We start from the raw sequence: 13,711 nt of genomic DNA, 5'->3' as shown, positions 1-13,711 counted from the left end.
TCGTCGAATTCAACCGAACAAGCCATGCAAATACCACGCGGCGTCCGCCCCCTTCACGGGACGCTCGCGAAACACCCACAGCAGCGCCCCTGTGGTGTCCGCGGCGATGAAGTAGTCGCGCGTGACCGTTCCCGGCGCCCACCAGCCGGCCTCGATGCGCTCCGGGCCGCTCACCAGTTGCAACACGCCCTGCCGCCACGGACGCTCCTCGTGCACGCGCAACCGCTGAGGCGTATCGAGCAGCCACACCGGACGCGGCGGGACCGGCACCTCCCGCGTCGGCAGATGGCGACTCGCATCGGGCGTCGCGCGTTTGCCGACGGATGCCTGACCGGATGCCGCGGGCGAGCCGTAGGGCTCACTGACGCAGGCCGCCTCCGGGCGGTGATCGCCGCGCACGTGCAAACGCCTCACGTGTTCATCGCCCAGCCGCGCCGTCACGCGCTCCATCAGTTGCACGAAGTCCTGCCGGGCGCGTCCCGGCTCGGGCAGCAACGATCCGCTTTGCGGTTCATGCCGGGCCGTTTGCGTGACGTCGAGCCGCAAGGTCAACACCGGCGCGACCAGCGGCGCACGGGCCAGTCGTTCCTTGCACAGCGACAGCAGGTGCGCGGGCGCGGCGCTCGGCTCGGCCAGGCGGATATCGAAACGTGTCGGCGCCAGAGTCTGCCGGCCAAGCGGCTCGTGCTCCAGCACCAGCGTGAGCGCGCGCGTGGCCAGTTGACCTGACGCAAGCCACCCGGTGAGCTGGGCCAGCAGACGGCGCAGGCCGAAGAGCAGCACCTCGACGTCATGCGTGAGTGACGGCAGCGGCAGCACGGCCTCGAAATGGGGCGGCGCACGGTACCAGGCCGGTGCCTCCGGTGTCTCGCCATACGCGCGGGAAAGCGCCGCCAGCAGTTCGGCGCCGCAGCGCCGTCGCACGCCGGGCGCAGGCAATGCCCGCAATTCGCCCAACGTCGCACACCCGATCTGTGCGAGCCAGTCGAGCCACGGCTGCGCCTCGGGCACCCATGCCACCGACAGCGAGTCGAGCTGTTGCGGCAGCGCCCGCTCGTCTGGCGGCAACAATGGCTCGCCGCGCCATGCGGATGCCAGCGGCATCGCCGTCTCCGCAGAAGTTCTCGTGGCTACCGCCTGCCGGGCTTCCCCGGGCGCGATCGAGCGGCGCGACGCTCGCGTCTGCATGGCGGCCTGCATCTGCCGCGGTGTCGGCGCCTGCGAGTCCGCCTGCGAGTCGACAGGCAGCGGCACCGCCTCGCCGGCACGCGCGAGCAACGCCGCCGCACCGGCCGTCGCGGCAATGCCGAGCGACGCCCGGTGCCCGAGCGCCTCGGCGCTCTCGAATACCTGCGCGGCAAGCGAGGCCAGCCCGCCGAACAAGCGCAGGCTCGGGGCCACGTCGATCAGCACGCACTGTGGCGAGGCAATGGCAACGTCGGGGCCGAAACGCAGCAACGCGAGCGCCAGCGCCTCGAGTGCAACGCGCTCGGCCGCTTCGTCGCGATCATGGAATCGCGCCTGCGGCAACAGCGCCAACACCCCGCCGCGACGCATGCCGTTTTGCACGCCCGCCGCCCGTGCCGCCTCGCCGGCCTGCCAGACGCGCGACTGCGCGAGCACGACCGTCGTCTGCGCGTCAGCCGGCGTGAACGACGCGGCGATCTCGAGCGCCAGATACGGCAGATGCAGGGCGATCCAGCAAGCCATGCGAGACTCCGGAAGCAGAAACGAAAGGCACCGTGGACGGTGCGGGCGAAGGCGCGGGATCGGGCGCCGCGGACACCGCCATCCCGTCGTCGGCGACATCGGCGGCTCCCGTGCCCCCCTGAGCAACACCAGCGTACGGGGCGGGCAGGCTCAGCCAGAGAGGTTCGAGCCGTGGCGGACCTCGACGCTTGTGAAACCGCACGCCGAGACGGCTCCCCTCGCCGACGCTCAGCCCCAGTCGCAACGGCGCCGCCGAAGCCGTGGCCGCCGCGGCACAAGGACGCATCACCCAGGCCAGCGTTTGCGCGCCCCCCGCCGCGACCTGCAACCGCCGAATCTGCTCGGGTGTGGCCGCCGGGAGCCAGGTCAGCACCGCGCCGCAACACGCGCTCTTGAGCGCCTGCTCGGTGCACCAGAGCATGTCCCGGTCCTGCGCGCCGGCGGCCCCCGCCCCACGCACGCCACGCACACCACGCCGGCGCGCCCCCGCGCCTGCCGTGTCATGCACGGGACGCAGCACGACACTGAGCCAGCGCAAATCGATTCCCCAGCCGGCCAGCGCTGGCGCATACGGCAGCATCGGCGGCGCAATCACCATCACCGGCTTGCCCGCCTGCGTGAGATCGCGCAACGCCGGGGCGAGCAGCCGCCATTCACCGATCCCGGGACGATCGCTCAGCAACTCCGTCACCGCGCCATATGGCCATCCGGCGCCGGGCAACTCGGCGTCGAGCGCGGCAAAGCCGGAGGCGTGCCCCGCACGGTGGCAATGCGCCAGTTCACTGGCACGCCACAGCCCGGCAGGCAGGGAGGAAAGCGACAGGGTCATCACGCGTCGAAATACTGTATGAATGTACAGTATAACAGTTCACCCGTCATTGACCAGAGATTCGTGATCGCATTTCCGGCGGCGCCCCTCACCGCTTACCCTTGTCCCCCGGTTCCTCGCCGCTCACCGCCCCCCTCCCGCCGCGATCCCGCTTGCGAGCCTGCGCACACCCGGCTAACGTTGCGGGATCGGACGAAACCCGTTGCCAACCGTTCTCATTTCCCGCTTCCCGCCTTTGCGCCTTCATGCCCCTGCCGACCACCGCCACCGCACCGTTCTGTCCCTCCGAAGTCAAAGGCAGCATCGTCATCGACGCACGCGACTCCCGCTGGCGCAAGCTCAAGCGCTTCGCCGGTCCCGGGCTGCTCATCGCCATCGGCTACATGGATCCCGGGAACTGGGCCACGGACATTCAGGCCGGCTCGCAATTCGGTTACTCCCTGCTCTGGGTCGTGGCGATGTCGAGTCTCGCCGCCATCTTTCTCCAGATGCTCGCGGCGCGGCTGGGACTCGTTGCCGGACGCGATCTCGCACAGGCCAGCTATGAACGGTACGGCCGCGCGGGACGTTTCGTGCAATGGATCACCGCCGAGATTTCGATCATCGCGTGCGATATCGCCGAAGTGCTCGGCTGCGCGCTGGCCTTCAAACTGCTGCTCGGCGTGCCGATCGCGTGGGGCATCGTGCTCACCGCGCTCGACACCATGATCGTGCTGGGCCTGCAGGGCAAAGGCTTCCGGCAGATCGAGGCCATTGTCTTCGGACTGATCGGCACCATGGCATTCTGCTTCGTCGCGCAGGTCGCGATGGTGCCGCCCGACTGGCATGCGGTTGCCGCCGGACTCGTGCCCGGCGCCCCGAGCCACGACCGGCGCGATGCCATCGTGCTCGCGCTCGGCATTGTCGGCGCGACGATCATGCCGCACAACCTGTACCTGCATTCGTCGGTCGTGCAGACCCGGCGCGTGGTCGGCGGCAAGCGCGGCGACGTGCACGACACGCTCGCGCTGGTGCGCATCGATACGTGGGTCTCGCTCGTGATCGCCATGGGGGTGAATGCGGCGATCCTGATGCTTGCGGGTTCGGTGTTTCACGCCAGCGGCCAGACCAACGTCACCGATATCGAGCAGGCGTATCAACTCATCACGCCGATTGCCGGCAGTGCGGCCGCCTTCCTCTTCGGTATCGCCCTGCTCGCCTCGGGGCAAAGCTCGACGCTCACCGGCACCATCGCCGGTCAGGTCATCATGGACGGCTTCCTGCACCTGAAGATCCCGTGCTATCAGCGACGCCTGATCACGCGTGGGCTGGCGCTCGTGCCCGCGCTCGTCGGCGTGCTGTGGCTCGGCGACGGCGCCGTGGGCAAGCTGCTCGTCTGGAGTCAGGTGCTGCTCAGCCTGCAACTCCCGTTCGCCATGTGGCCGCTCATCCGCTCGGTGAGCGATCGCCGCGTGATGCGCGGCAACGCCATCGGACGCCCCACGCAAGTGGCGGCGTGGAGCCTGTTCGCCCTCATCACCGCCACCAACCTCCTGCTCGTCTTCGGTCTCGACTGAGGCGACCGAACGCGAGCATTTTTTGACATTCGGCAACGCCCTCACCGGCTCGCACGCGTGCTAACATCAGCACCCCTTACCAAATATCAGAACGAGAAGTCCGCAATTCCGGTAAGGCGATCAGATGCCCGCAGCAGGTCGACGCCACGAGACGTCGACCGCCGGGCGACAACACTACAAGGGGTTCACCGTGCAAAACAGGAAGTCCAGCGTCGCGCTGTTCAGCGCCGCCGTGCTCGCCGTCGGCGTGCTCGGCGGTTGCGCCACCGAAAGCTCGCGTACCGTGGAAGTCGCCAGGGTCGAGAGTGCCAGCCGCCCATTCGTCGGGGTGCGCACGCCGATCGCCGTCGGCAAGTTCGACAATCGTTCGGCATACATGCGAGGCGTGTTTTCCGATAACGTCGACCGCCTCGGCAGTCAGGCCAAGACGATCCTGATCACGCATCTGCAGCAAACCAACCGCTTCAACGTGCTCGACCGCGACAACATGGCCGAGATTCGCCAGGAAGCCGACATCAAGAAAACGCGGCAGACCCTCAAGGGTGCCGACTACGTCATCACCGGGGATGTCGTCGAGTTCGGCCGCAAGGAAGTGGGCGACAAACAGCTCTTCGGCATTCTCGGCCGAGGCCGCGAGCAGATCGCCTACGCCAAGGTCAATCTGAACGTGGTCGACATCGCCACGTCGGAAGTCGTCTTCTCGAGCGGTGGCGCGGGCGAGTTCGCGCTGTCGAATCGCGAGGTGATCGGCTTCGGCGGCACCGCCGGCTACGACTCCACGCTCAATGGCAAGGTCCTTGATCTGGCCATGCGCGAAGCGGTCAACAACCTGGTCGCCGGCATCGAAAGCGGTGCCTGGAAGCCCGGCAAGTAAGCCCACTCACGCCCCAAGCCTCTATTGATGCCGCATGTCGCGGCGCGTCGACCGTGACGCGCACGCCGCGCGCCCGCGTACTCACTTACTCACGTAATCGCGTGATCGCGCGCACTTCTCGTGTGCGCGAGCGCGATGCACGACCACGCCGCGCCATGCCTGACAGGATTACTACGCCATGAATCGCAAGTTCTCGTTCGGCCGTGCCGCGCTCGCGGCCGCCGTGGGTGGCGCCGTCGTCACGTTGGTGACCGGCTGTGCCACGCCGCCCAAGCCGCTGTACGACTGGGAAAGCTATCAGCCACAGGTCTACGAATACTTCAAGGGAGAATCGAAGGAAGCGCAGATCATCGTGCTCGAGCGTGATCTCGAAAAGATCAAGGCCGGCAACCACGCCACGCCCCCGGGCTATCACGCGCACCTTGGACTGCTCTACGCATCGGTCGGCAAGCCCGACAAGATGGTCGAGGAATTCCAGACCGAAAAGCAGTTGTTCCCCGAATCGGCCGGCTACATCGACTTCCTCCTCAAGAACAAGACCTCGGAGGCCAAACAATGATCGCCCGACTTTGCAAATGGATGGCCGTTGCGGCGCTCGCCGCCGCGATGACCGGGTGCGCCGTGCATCAGGCCAAGCCCTACGACTACACCGCGTTCAAGGAAAGCAAGCCGAAGTCGATTCTGGTGCTGCCGCCGCTCAACGAATCACCCGACATCGATGCCACCTACAGCGTGCTGTCGCAGGTGACGGTGCCGCTGGGCGAAGCCGGCTATTACGTGATGCCCGTCGCGCTGGTCGACGAGTCGTTCCGTCAGAATGGCTTGACGGTAGCCGGCGACATCCACCAGGTAAGCCCGGCCAAGCTGCGTGAGATCTTCGGCGCCGACGCCGCCCTCTATATCAAGATCAAGCAATACGGCACGAAGTACATGGTGCTCGACAGCGCGACCGTCGTCACGGTGTCAGCCGATCTCATCGACCTGCGCAACGGTGCCAAGCTCTGGAGCGGTGCCGCAAGTGCGTCGAACAACGAGGGAGGCAACAACAGCGGCGGCGGCCTGATCGGCATGCTGATCACGGCAGCGGTCAAGCAGATCGTCAACAGCGTGTCGAACGCCGGTTACACGGTGGCGGGCACGGCGAACGCTCGTCTGCTGTCCGCCGGACACCCCAACGGCCTGCTGTACGGGCCGCGCTCGCCGAAGTACGGCACCGACTGACGCCGTACCTGAAGCGTATCCCGGGAGCCCCCTGCTCCCGGGCACCTCACCCGCATTGGGCGGGCATCGACACCCCCCCAGCACATTGCCGATACGCCTGCCGACGGCGGGGACCTGAGCTGCGGCAATGGCGGGGGGCGGTGGAGGCAACGAAGCTGCCAGCGACGACGCGGTGACGCGGTGACACGGCGACACAGCGACACGGCGACAAGGCGACACCGCGAGGTAAACGACAAAGCCCGCCAAGGTGGCGGGCTTTCGCGAACCAATTCCCGGAACAGCGAGATTTGGCATCCGGACTCACGGCGGGGCGCCGTCGCACGTCATCGCAACCGATGACGCGAATCGCCCGTTGGCCGATCGACTGATCTGATTGCGCCAGCGACGACCGTTCGTCCGAAAGGACTTCTTGCAGACTGGCTTAGTAACCGGCGGTTTCGATCGCGCGGATACGTTGTTCCAACTCAATGATGTCCTTCGACTCAGCCAGGAACGCTTCACGACGACGACGCTCAGCAGTTTCAAACCAAGTGTTCACGACTTCAAACAGGGCGGCAAACATGACGTTTCTCCAGTTCATTTAGTGTGCTGCATCGCAGCAGTGCTTCGCATTATATAGGGTTTTCCCGGTAAGGGTTAGCCCCTATGTGCAAAAATCCCACAAAATCTGCTAGAGGCACGCTTCGAATCCAATTTATTCCATATAAATATTATAAAAATCAATTAGATAAAAAAATTCCACAGTCCCGACGACTGGCTTGCGGCACGGTGTCGCAGCGATCGATCAAAATTACGCAGACAAAAAAAAGCGCCGCTATTGCGGCGCGTCATGTTGCAACGGACGGTATGCGGCCCGAATTTTGGACCCGAGGGCGGTTCGCGGCCGATGTCCGGGTGATCCAATTACTTCTGCAGGCTGTGCAACGCCTTGCCATCCCCATCGCCTCCGGCCGCACTGGCGGGCGCCGTGGTGCCGGCGGTTCCCGTAGTATCTGCCGAGCCAGCAGTGCCGGCCGTGGCGGTTACGCCGGTGGCTGCGCCCTGCGCGAGCGCCGCTGGCTCATGAACACAAGGTGACGCGCCTTCCGAGGAGCCGTCCGCCTTGGGGTTCGGTGCCGACGACAACCCGGCCGCGGCAATACCTTCGAGAATCGGGCAGTCGGGACGATCGTCGCCGTGGCAGTGCTTCGCGAGATGCGAGAGCGTATCGCGCATCGCCACCAATTCCCCGATGCGCTGATTCAGCTCGTCGACGTGGGATTGCGCCAACGCCTTGACCTGGGCGCTGGACCGGTCGCGATCCTGCCAAAGGGCGAGCAACTGGCGGATCTGATCGATGCCGAAGCCCAATCGTCGGGCCTGACGGATGAAACGCAGAAGGTGCAGATCCTGCTCGCCATAGCGCCGGTAACCTGCCTCGGAGCGCGGGCTCGGGGGCATCAGGCCGATACTCTCGTAGTACCGGATCATCTTGGCGGTCACGCCGCTGGCCTGTGCCGCTTGTCCGATGTTCATGGCTGCCTCACTGGGGGGAACGAGGGTTGAACGACGGGGTATTGGAGCCGTTCACCGCCTCGTCGCCACCCGACGGCACGAGTCGGGCGCTGATCGGCGCGTGATCGGAGATCCGTGACCAGGGGCGACCGTGTAAAACCTGCGCCCCTTCAATATGAAAGCCGCGTGCGTAAATGCGGTCAAGTCGCAAAAGCGGCATTCCGCTCGGAAAACTCCGGGCAGGACGCCCCGCACTGTTCTGGAAAACCTCGGTCAGCGCCAGTTTCTCGGCCAGCAACCGATCGGCCTGATTGCTCCAGTCGTTGAAATCGCCCGCAATGATCAGCGGTGCATCCGCCGGAATGGCATCGGCAACGCGCTCGGTAAGCATCTCGAACTGGCGCCGACGGCCAGGCCCAGCCAGCGACAGGTGCACACACAGACAATGCAGGGGCTGCGCCAATCCCGGCACGGCGATCTCGCAATGAAGCATGCCCCGCTTCTCAAAACTATAGGTCGTGATGTCGTGATTGTCCGATTTCACGATCGGATAGCGACTGAGAATCGCATTGCCGTGATGCCCGTGCTCATAAACGACGTTGCGACCATACGCGTGATCGCGCCACATCGCCCCGGCCAGAAACTCGTGCTGCGGTTGCAGCGGCCAATCGGTATGGCGCAGGGCGTGTCTCTGATGCATGCCCTGCACTTCCTGCAGGAAAACGAGATCCGGCGCGAGCCCCTCCAACCCGGCGCGTAGTTCGTGAACGCGCAAGCGGTTGAACGCGGAAAATCCCTTGTGAATGTTGTAACTCGCGATATGCAGACTATTCATATTCGGCAGCATGGACCTCGTGCCGGAAGACAGACGATATCACCTAGATGAGGTCGCTTTCGGCGATTTTCAAGTCAAAAAAATTCAGGCGACGCGGCCCGGCCGGTTGGCCTGTCCGTCGCCGCGACATCCGTCCCGATGAGCCCATTATGCGCCGTTCGCCTGACGCCCGGGCAAGCCGAACGCCCCTGCCCGGTGCACGATCGACCTGTCGGGGGGGCACCGGGGCATGTCACGCTCGCGCGTCGCGCGGCAAGTGGGGGACGTCGGACGCCCCAACGTTGGCCGCCAGCACCGCCGGACGCCAGCGGCGCAACAACAAGGCATTGCTCACCACGCTGACGCTGCTCAGCGCCATCGCTGCCCCGGCGATCACCGGACTCAGCAGGCCAAAGGCCGCGAGCGGGATGCCGACAACGTTGTAGGCAAATGCCCAGAACAGGTTCTGACGAATCTTCGACCACGTGCGACGCGACACATCGATGGCATCGGCCACACGCAGCGGATCGCCGCGCATGAGTGTGATACCTGCCGTCTGCATCGCAACGTCCGTGCCCGAGCCCATGGCGATGCCCACATCGGCGGCCGCCAGTGCCGGCGCGTCATTGATGCCGTCGCCGACCATCGCTACGACAGCACCATCGCGCTTGAGTTGCGCGATGACTTGCGCCTTGTGCTCCGGCAACACATCCGCATGAACCGCGTCGAGGCCCAGCGCCGCCGCCACCGCCCCGGCGCTCCCGGCGTTGTCGCCCGTGACCATCACGCATCGCACACCAAGCGCATGGAGCCGCTCGATCGCCGGCCTGGCGCTTGCCTTGAGCGTATCCCCGAATGCCAGCAAGCCGAGCAATTGCGCGGCACTCGCCCCAGGCGTCTCGACCAGCCAGGATACCGTGCGTCCCTCGGCGGCAAGGCGCGTCGCCTCGCTCGCGAGCGCACCCGCAGACACCCCGAGTTCCTCGAGCAGCCGTGTGTTGCCCAACTGCAGGCTGTGCGCACCGCTCGCGTCGCCCGCTTCCGAGATGTGCGCCCGCATGCCACGACCGGGCAACGCCGTCACGTCGGACGCCACCGGCAGGGACGACGTCAGCCCCGCCTCATCCGCGGCGACCATCACGGCCTTCGCGAGCGGGTGCGAACTGCCTGACTGGACTGCCGCGGCCCAGCGCAGCAACGTCTCGGCAGACGTGCCTCCGGCAGGCAGATGCGCCACCAGGCGCGGCTTCCCTTCGGTCAGCGTACCGGTCTTGTCGAACGCCACCACACGGATGCGATGCGCCAGCTCCAACGCCTCGGCATCCTTGATGAGAATGCCCTGCCGCGCCGCGGCGCCCGTGCCGACCATGATCGCGGCGGGCGTGGCCAATCCGAGCGCACACGGACAGGCAATGACGAGTACCGCCACCGCATTGAGCAGCGCCGCTTCCAGGCCGATCCCCAGCATGAGTCCGGCGACCACCGTGACGATGGCGATCAGCACGACCACCGGCACGAATATCGCCGCCACGCGGTCGACGGCGCGCTGAATCGGCGCCTTGCCGGCCTGTGCATCTTCGACCATCCGAATGATGCGGGCGAGCGCGGTGTCCGCACCGATGGCGCTCGTCTCCACGCGCAGCGTGCCCGCTCCATTGATCGAGCCGCCCACGACCGTGTCCCCCGCCGCCTTGTCGATCGGCAGCGGCTCGCCCGTGAGCAGCGACTCGTCGAGTTGGCTGGCGCCATCGCGAATCACGCCATCGACCGGCACGCGTTCGCCGGCGCGCACGACCACCCAATCGCCAACCTTTACCTGCCCGAGCGGCACCGTGACTTCACTGGCCAGACCCTGCGGATCGCGCAGCACACGCGCCGTTTCGGGCCGCAATGCCGCCAGCGCACGTATCGCCTCGACCGTGCGTCGTTTCGCACGCGCTTCCAGCCATTTGCCGAGCAAGACGAGCGTAATCACGACGGCCGCCGCTTCGAAATACAGATGCGGCATGCTGCCGGTCGGTGCGCGCCACCACTCGTAAAGACTCAAGCCGTACGCGGCAGACGTGCCCAACGCCACCAGCAGATCCATGTTGCCGCTACCGGCACGCACGGCTTTGTACCCCGCCCGGTAGAACCGGGCGCCGAGCCAGAACTGCACGGGTGTGGCGAGCAACCACTGCACCCATGGCGGCGGCATCAAATGGACGCCCAGCGGTTCGAGCAACATCGGCAGCAACAGCGGCAACGACAACAGTGCCGCCACCGCCACGGGCCACCACGTCGGCCCCTCGCCGGACGATGCCGCCTGCGCCGGATCGGTGACGGGCGACGCCTCGTACCCCGCCTTCGCCACCGCCGCTGTCAGCGCACTCATGTCGACCACCCCTCGCACCCCGCGTACAGCGGCACGCTCGGTTGCCAGGTTGACGTTCGCTTCCACCACGCCCGGCACGCCGCGAAGCGCCTTTTCCACTCGCCCCGCGCACGATGCGCATGTCATGCCGCCGATCGCCAGCTCGAACGGCTGCTCGGCGACCTGATAGCCGGCGTCGCTCACGGCGGCTTCGACCGCCCCCAGCAGGGCGGCCGGCGCAACTCCGGCGAGCGCTTCCACCGCCGCCGTCTCGGTAGCGAGATTCACATTGGCGTTCGCGACGCCCGGCGCGCGTCGCAACGCCTTCTCGACCCGCGTCACGCACGACGCGCAGGTCATGCCTTCGATACCCACCGACCAGTTCTGAGTCATATAGCGGCCTCCGGGAGGACTGTCATCATGCTTCGCAGCTTAAAGCTTGCCATGGCAGGAAGGTCAAGTGTCTCGCCGCGCGCTTCCATGCCTTTGGGGCCCACCGCGTCAACGTGTCGCAGGCAACGCCGCGCCAGAACCCTTCACCTATCCACAATAGCGCTGTCGGCGCCGCATGCGTTTGGGGCGTGTCTGAGCGTCGACGCGAATCATCCGAAAAAGTGCTTGAGCTTCCCGCCATAGGAAGGTCTATGATCGGTTTGACGTATCCGTAACCGATACCTACTTCAAGGAGAGCAACATGCAAGTGCAAGTCGAAGGAATGAGCTGCGGTCATTGCGTAAAGGCTGTCACGCGAGCGATCACCGAGCGCGACGCCACAGCCAAGGTCAACGTGGATCTCGGCGCCGGCCGCGTCGACGTCGAAAGCCGGCTCTCGCCGGCGGAAGTCAGCGCCGCCATCACGGACGCCGGGTACACCGTCAAGGGCACGAGCGCCTGACGTTTTCGGCGGCGTCGTTGCCGGGTCGCGGCGCCACTGGCGCGCCGCGACAGCCTCCGGATTCGCGCCCTGCGCATCCCGAATGCCCCCATATGTCGCGCAGTCTTCGCTGCGAACCCTCGGCACCTTGTGCTACGCTCCGGCGTGTCGAATACGCAATGACGCCGCGCAATGAGTATCCGCGAGGTGCGATGCGTTCGACACACACGTCTTCAGGGCGGGGTGAAAGTCCCCACCGGCGGTATGTGACACCTCACGCAGCGCGAGTTGCGTGCGTCACGAGCCCGCGAGCGCCTGCCATCGTTGCTTTCGCGACACCGGCAGGGTCAGCAGATCTGGTGCGAAGCCAGAGCCGACGGTCATAGTCCGGATGAGAGAAGATGCGTCGATACCCGCGCACCATGGGATGCCGTCCCATGGCGACGTCCGTTCGCATGCCCCGAAAACGTTTTTCGCCCGATTGACTTACGCGAGGAGCGTTTCATGTCCGCATTCAACAGCACTGCCCAAGTCGCACCGCAAGCCGATACACCGGCCGCCAACAACGCCGACGATCTGCACGCCTATCCGGCGTTCGCCAACCTGCCGCCCGTCGAAGTTCGTCTGGCGGCGTCACTCGACGCCATGCGCGAAGGCCGTCCGGTCATCCTCATGGACGATCTCGACCGCGAGAACGAAGCCGATCTGATCGTGGCCGCAGAGAAAATCACTCCGACCACGATGGCCATGCTGATTCGCGAATGCAGCGGCATCGTCTGTCTGTGCCTGCCCGACGAGACGCTGCGCCGTCTCGATCTGCCCCCGATGGTCGAGCAGAACCAGAGCCGTTACGGCACCGCATTCACGGTGACGATAGAGGCGCGTCAGGGCGTGAGCACCGGCGTATCGGCGGCCGATCGCGTCACCACGATCCGCACCGCCATCGCCGACGATGCCAAGCCTTCCGATTTGTCACGCCCCGGTCACGTCTTCCCGCTGCGTGCGCAGCCGGGCGGCGTGCTCACGCGCCGCGGCCACACCGAGGGGTCGGTGGATCTGGCGATTCTCGCCGGTCTGAAGCCGGCCGCCGTGCTGTGCGAGCTGATGAACCCGGACGGCACGATGACGCGAGGCGCTGACATCGAGCGCTTCGCCGAGCTGCACGGCCTGCCGATCCTCACGATCGACGAGCTGGCGAACTACCGTCGCAGCCACGCGCAGGCGGCCTGAACGGCCACGGCCAGTGGAGACAGCGGGGACAGTGAGTCTGGTCCCCGCGTCCTCCCGCCCCCCCGTGGCTCGCCGCCGAACATCGACACTTCCCTCTAACGCAAATGCCCCTGGGCATGCATCGTGACTTCTATAATCGGGCCACATCCCTAGCATTATAAAAGTTACGAGGAAGACGTCATGAACAACAAGCCGGATGCCACCGCGGTGCTGGCACAGTGGAATGCCGACGAAGCGGCCGTGCGCGAACGCATCGAACGTCGCGGGCCGGCACGCTATGGCGTCGCCAACCCCGCCGACGTCGTCGGGCTGTCGGGTCGGGAGATTTTCGAAGCGATGTTCGATGGGGCGCTGCCGATGCCGCCGATCAGCGAGACACTCGGCTTCATCGCCATCGAAGTGGCAGAGGGCCGCGCGGTCTTTCAGGGACGACCGGCCCTGCCGTATTACAACCCGCTGGGCTCGGTCCATGGCGGCTGGTTCGCCGCCTTGCTCGATTCGGCCGTGGCCTGCGCCATTCATTCGACGCTCCCCGCCGGTCGCAGTTACACCACGCTGGAACTCAAGACCAACATGGTGCGCGCCCTCACCCGGGATGTCCCGTGCGTGCGCGCCGAAGGGAAAGTCATTCAGGCGGGGCGTCAGGTCGGCATCGCGGAGGGGCGCATCGTCGGGCCGGACGGCACGCTGTACGCGCACGCCACGACCACGTGCCTGATCTTTGATTTCCCGCCGCGCAAAAGCTGAAGCGCCGGA

Annotated in this window: 12 protein-coding genes, 1 pseudogene and 1 riboswitch; of the genes and pseudogenes, 7 read left to right on the top strand and 6 right to left on the bottom strand. The window is 66.0% G+C overall.

What is annotated here, in order from left to right:
- Nucleotides 1-9: 9 nt before the first annotated feature.
- Nucleotides 10-1,710 (bottom strand): Y-family DNA polymerase, encoded by a 1,701-nt coding sequence (locus LV28_RS31880; protein WP_038618188.1) that lies wholly within the window; start codon nucleotides 1,708-1,710, stop codon nucleotides 10-12.
- Nucleotides 1,640-2,539, bottom strand: coding sequence for a translesion DNA synthesis-associated protein ImuA (gene imuA, locus LV28_RS48685; RefSeq protein WP_048806402.1), 900 nt, complete (start codon nucleotides 2,537-2,539; stop codon nucleotides 1,640-1,642). The genes LV28_RS31880 and imuA overlap by 71 nt, the downstream gene beginning before the upstream one ends.
- A 245-nt stretch (nucleotides 2,540-2,784) precedes the next feature.
- Here imuA and LV28_RS31870 point away from each other — a divergent pair, with 245 nt between their 5' ends.
- The 4 genes from LV28_RS31870 (at nucleotide 2,785) to LV28_RS31855 (ending at nucleotide 6,190) form a co-directional block, all read left to right on the top strand.
- Entirely contained in the window at nucleotides 2,785-4,095 is a 1,311-nt protein-coding gene (locus LV28_RS31870; RefSeq protein ID WP_023595125.1) for an Nramp family divalent metal transporter, read from the top strand.
- A 124-nt stretch (nucleotides 4,096-4,219) separates the two neighbouring features.
- A complete protein-coding gene (locus LV28_RS31865; RefSeq protein WP_081326837.1) occupies nucleotides 4,220-4,969 on the top strand; it encodes a CsgG/HfaB family protein in 750 nt (249 codons plus the stop codon).
- A 178-nt stretch (nucleotides 4,970-5,147) separates the two neighbouring features.
- The gene (locus tag LV28_RS31860) at nucleotides 5,148-5,528 is read left to right on the top strand and encodes a DUF4810 domain-containing protein (RefSeq protein ID WP_038618191.1); all 381 of its coding nucleotides are present in this window, start codon (nucleotides 5,148-5,150) and stop codon (nucleotides 5,526-5,528) included.
- Nucleotides 5,525-6,190, top strand: coding sequence for a DUF799 domain-containing protein (locus LV28_RS31855; RefSeq protein WP_023595122.1), 666 nt, complete (start codon nucleotides 5,525-5,527; stop codon nucleotides 6,188-6,190). Before LV28_RS31860 ends, LV28_RS31855 begins: the two co-directional genes overlap by 4 nt.
- Nucleotides 6,191-6,611: 421 nt before the next feature.
- On the opposite strand, the gene LV28_RS48340 is transcribed toward LV28_RS31855, so the two are convergent.
- The 4 genes and pseudogenes from LV28_RS48340 to LV28_RS31840 form a co-directional block, all read right to left on the bottom strand.
- Entirely contained in the window at nucleotides 6,612-6,752 is a 141-nt protein-coding gene (locus LV28_RS48340; RefSeq protein WP_023595121.1) for a DUF3563 family protein, read from the bottom strand.
- Between the two features lie 554 nt (nucleotides 6,753-7,306).
- Nucleotides 7,307-7,705 (bottom strand): annotated as a pseudogene (cueR, locus tag LV28_RS49280) (Cu(I)-responsive transcriptional regulator); the annotation flags it as partial.
- A 7-nt stretch (nucleotides 7,706-7,712) separates the two neighbouring features.
- Complete coding sequence (locus LV28_RS31845; RefSeq protein ID WP_023871831.1) at nucleotides 7,713-8,519, bottom strand: endonuclease/exonuclease/phosphatase family protein; 807 nt, start codon at nucleotides 8,517-8,519, stop codon at nucleotides 7,713-7,715.
- 232 nt (nucleotides 8,520-8,751) lie between these two features.
- A complete protein-coding gene (locus tag LV28_RS31840; RefSeq protein ID WP_048806403.1) occupies nucleotides 8,752-11,244 on the bottom strand; it encodes a heavy metal translocating P-type ATPase in 2,493 nt (830 codons plus the stop codon).
- A gap of 301 nt (nucleotides 11,245-11,545) precedes the next feature.
- Between LV28_RS31840 and LV28_RS31835 the strand changes: the two genes are divergently transcribed.
- The 3 genes from LV28_RS31835 to LV28_RS31825 all read left to right on the top strand — a co-directional run bounded on the left by LV28_RS31835 (nucleotide 11,546) and on the right by LV28_RS31825 (nucleotide 13,702).
- Complete coding sequence (locus tag LV28_RS31835; RefSeq protein ID WP_023595117.1) at nucleotides 11,546-11,746, top strand: heavy-metal-associated domain-containing protein; 201 nt, start codon at nucleotides 11,546-11,548, stop codon at nucleotides 11,744-11,746.
- 204 nt (nucleotides 11,747-11,950) lie between these two features.
- A riboswitch (FMN riboswitch) is annotated at nucleotides 11,951-12,132 on the top strand.
- A gap of 97 nt (nucleotides 12,133-12,229) precedes the next feature.
- A complete protein-coding gene (gene ribB / locus LV28_RS31830) occupies nucleotides 12,230-12,955 on the top strand; it encodes a 3,4-dihydroxy-2-butanone-4-phosphate synthase (protein ID WP_081326836.1) in 726 nt (241 codons plus the stop codon).
- A 180-nt stretch (nucleotides 12,956-13,135) separates the two neighbouring features.
- Complete coding sequence (locus LV28_RS31825; protein ID WP_023595115.1) at nucleotides 13,136-13,702, top strand: PaaI family thioesterase; 567 nt, start codon at nucleotides 13,136-13,138, stop codon at nucleotides 13,700-13,702.
- The last annotated feature ends 9 nt before the right edge of the window (nucleotides 13,703-13,711 follow it).

This window comes from Pandoraea pnomenusa (assembly GCF_000767615.3).
Lineage (GTDB): Bacteria > Pseudomonadota > Gammaproteobacteria > Burkholderiales > Burkholderiaceae > Pandoraea > Pandoraea pnomenusa.
The sequence above is the reverse complement of the archived record's forward strand: the minus strand, read 5'-3'. Positions and strand labels throughout refer to the sequence as shown.

Excerpts from the sequence above, each read along its gene's own strand:
- LV28_RS31860 (WP_038618191.1), top strand. The coding sequence starts at position 5,148 with ATGAATCGCAAGTTCTCGTTCGGCCGTGCCGCGCTCGCGGCCGCCGTG.
- LV28_RS31835 (WP_023595117.1), top strand. The coding sequence starts at position 11,546 with ATGCAAGTGCAAGTCGAAGGAATGAGCTGCGGTCATTGCGTAAAGGCT.
- ribB (WP_081326836.1), top strand. The coding sequence starts at position 12,230 with ATGTCCGCATTCAACAGCACTGCCCAAGTCGCACCGCAAGCCGATACA.
- LV28_RS31825 (WP_023595115.1), top strand. The coding sequence starts at position 13,136 with ATGAACAACAAGCCGGATGCCACCGCGGTGCTGGCACAGTGGAATGCC.
- LV28_RS31865 (WP_081326837.1), top strand. The coding sequence starts at position 4,220 with ATGCCCGCAGCAGGTCGACGCCACGAGACGTCGACCGCCGGGCGACAA.
- LV28_RS31870 (WP_023595125.1), top strand. The coding sequence starts at position 2,785 with ATGCCCCTGCCGACCACCGCCACCGCACCGTTCTGTCCCTCCGAAGTC.
- LV28_RS31880 (WP_038618188.1), bottom strand. The coding sequence starts at position 1,710 with ATGGCTTGCTGGATCGCCCTGCATCTGCCGTATCTGGCGCTCGAGATC.
- imuA (WP_048806402.1), bottom strand. The coding sequence starts at position 2,539 with ATGACCCTGTCGCTTTCCTCCCTGCCTGCCGGGCTGTGGCGTGCCAGT.
- LV28_RS31840 (WP_048806403.1), bottom strand. The coding sequence starts at position 11,244 with ATGACTCAGAACTGGTCGGTGGGTATCGAAGGCATGACCTGCGCGTCG.
- LV28_RS48340 (WP_023595121.1), bottom strand. The coding sequence starts at position 6,752 with ATGTTTGCCGCCCTGTTTGAAGTCGTGAACACTTGGTTTGAAACTGCT.
- LV28_RS31845 (WP_023871831.1), bottom strand. The coding sequence starts at position 8,519 with ATGAATAGTCTGCATATCGCGAGTTACAACATTCACAAGGGATTTTCC.
- LV28_RS31855 (WP_023595122.1), top strand. The coding sequence starts at position 5,525 with ATGATCGCCCGACTTTGCAAATGGATGGCCGTTGCGGCGCTCGCCGCC.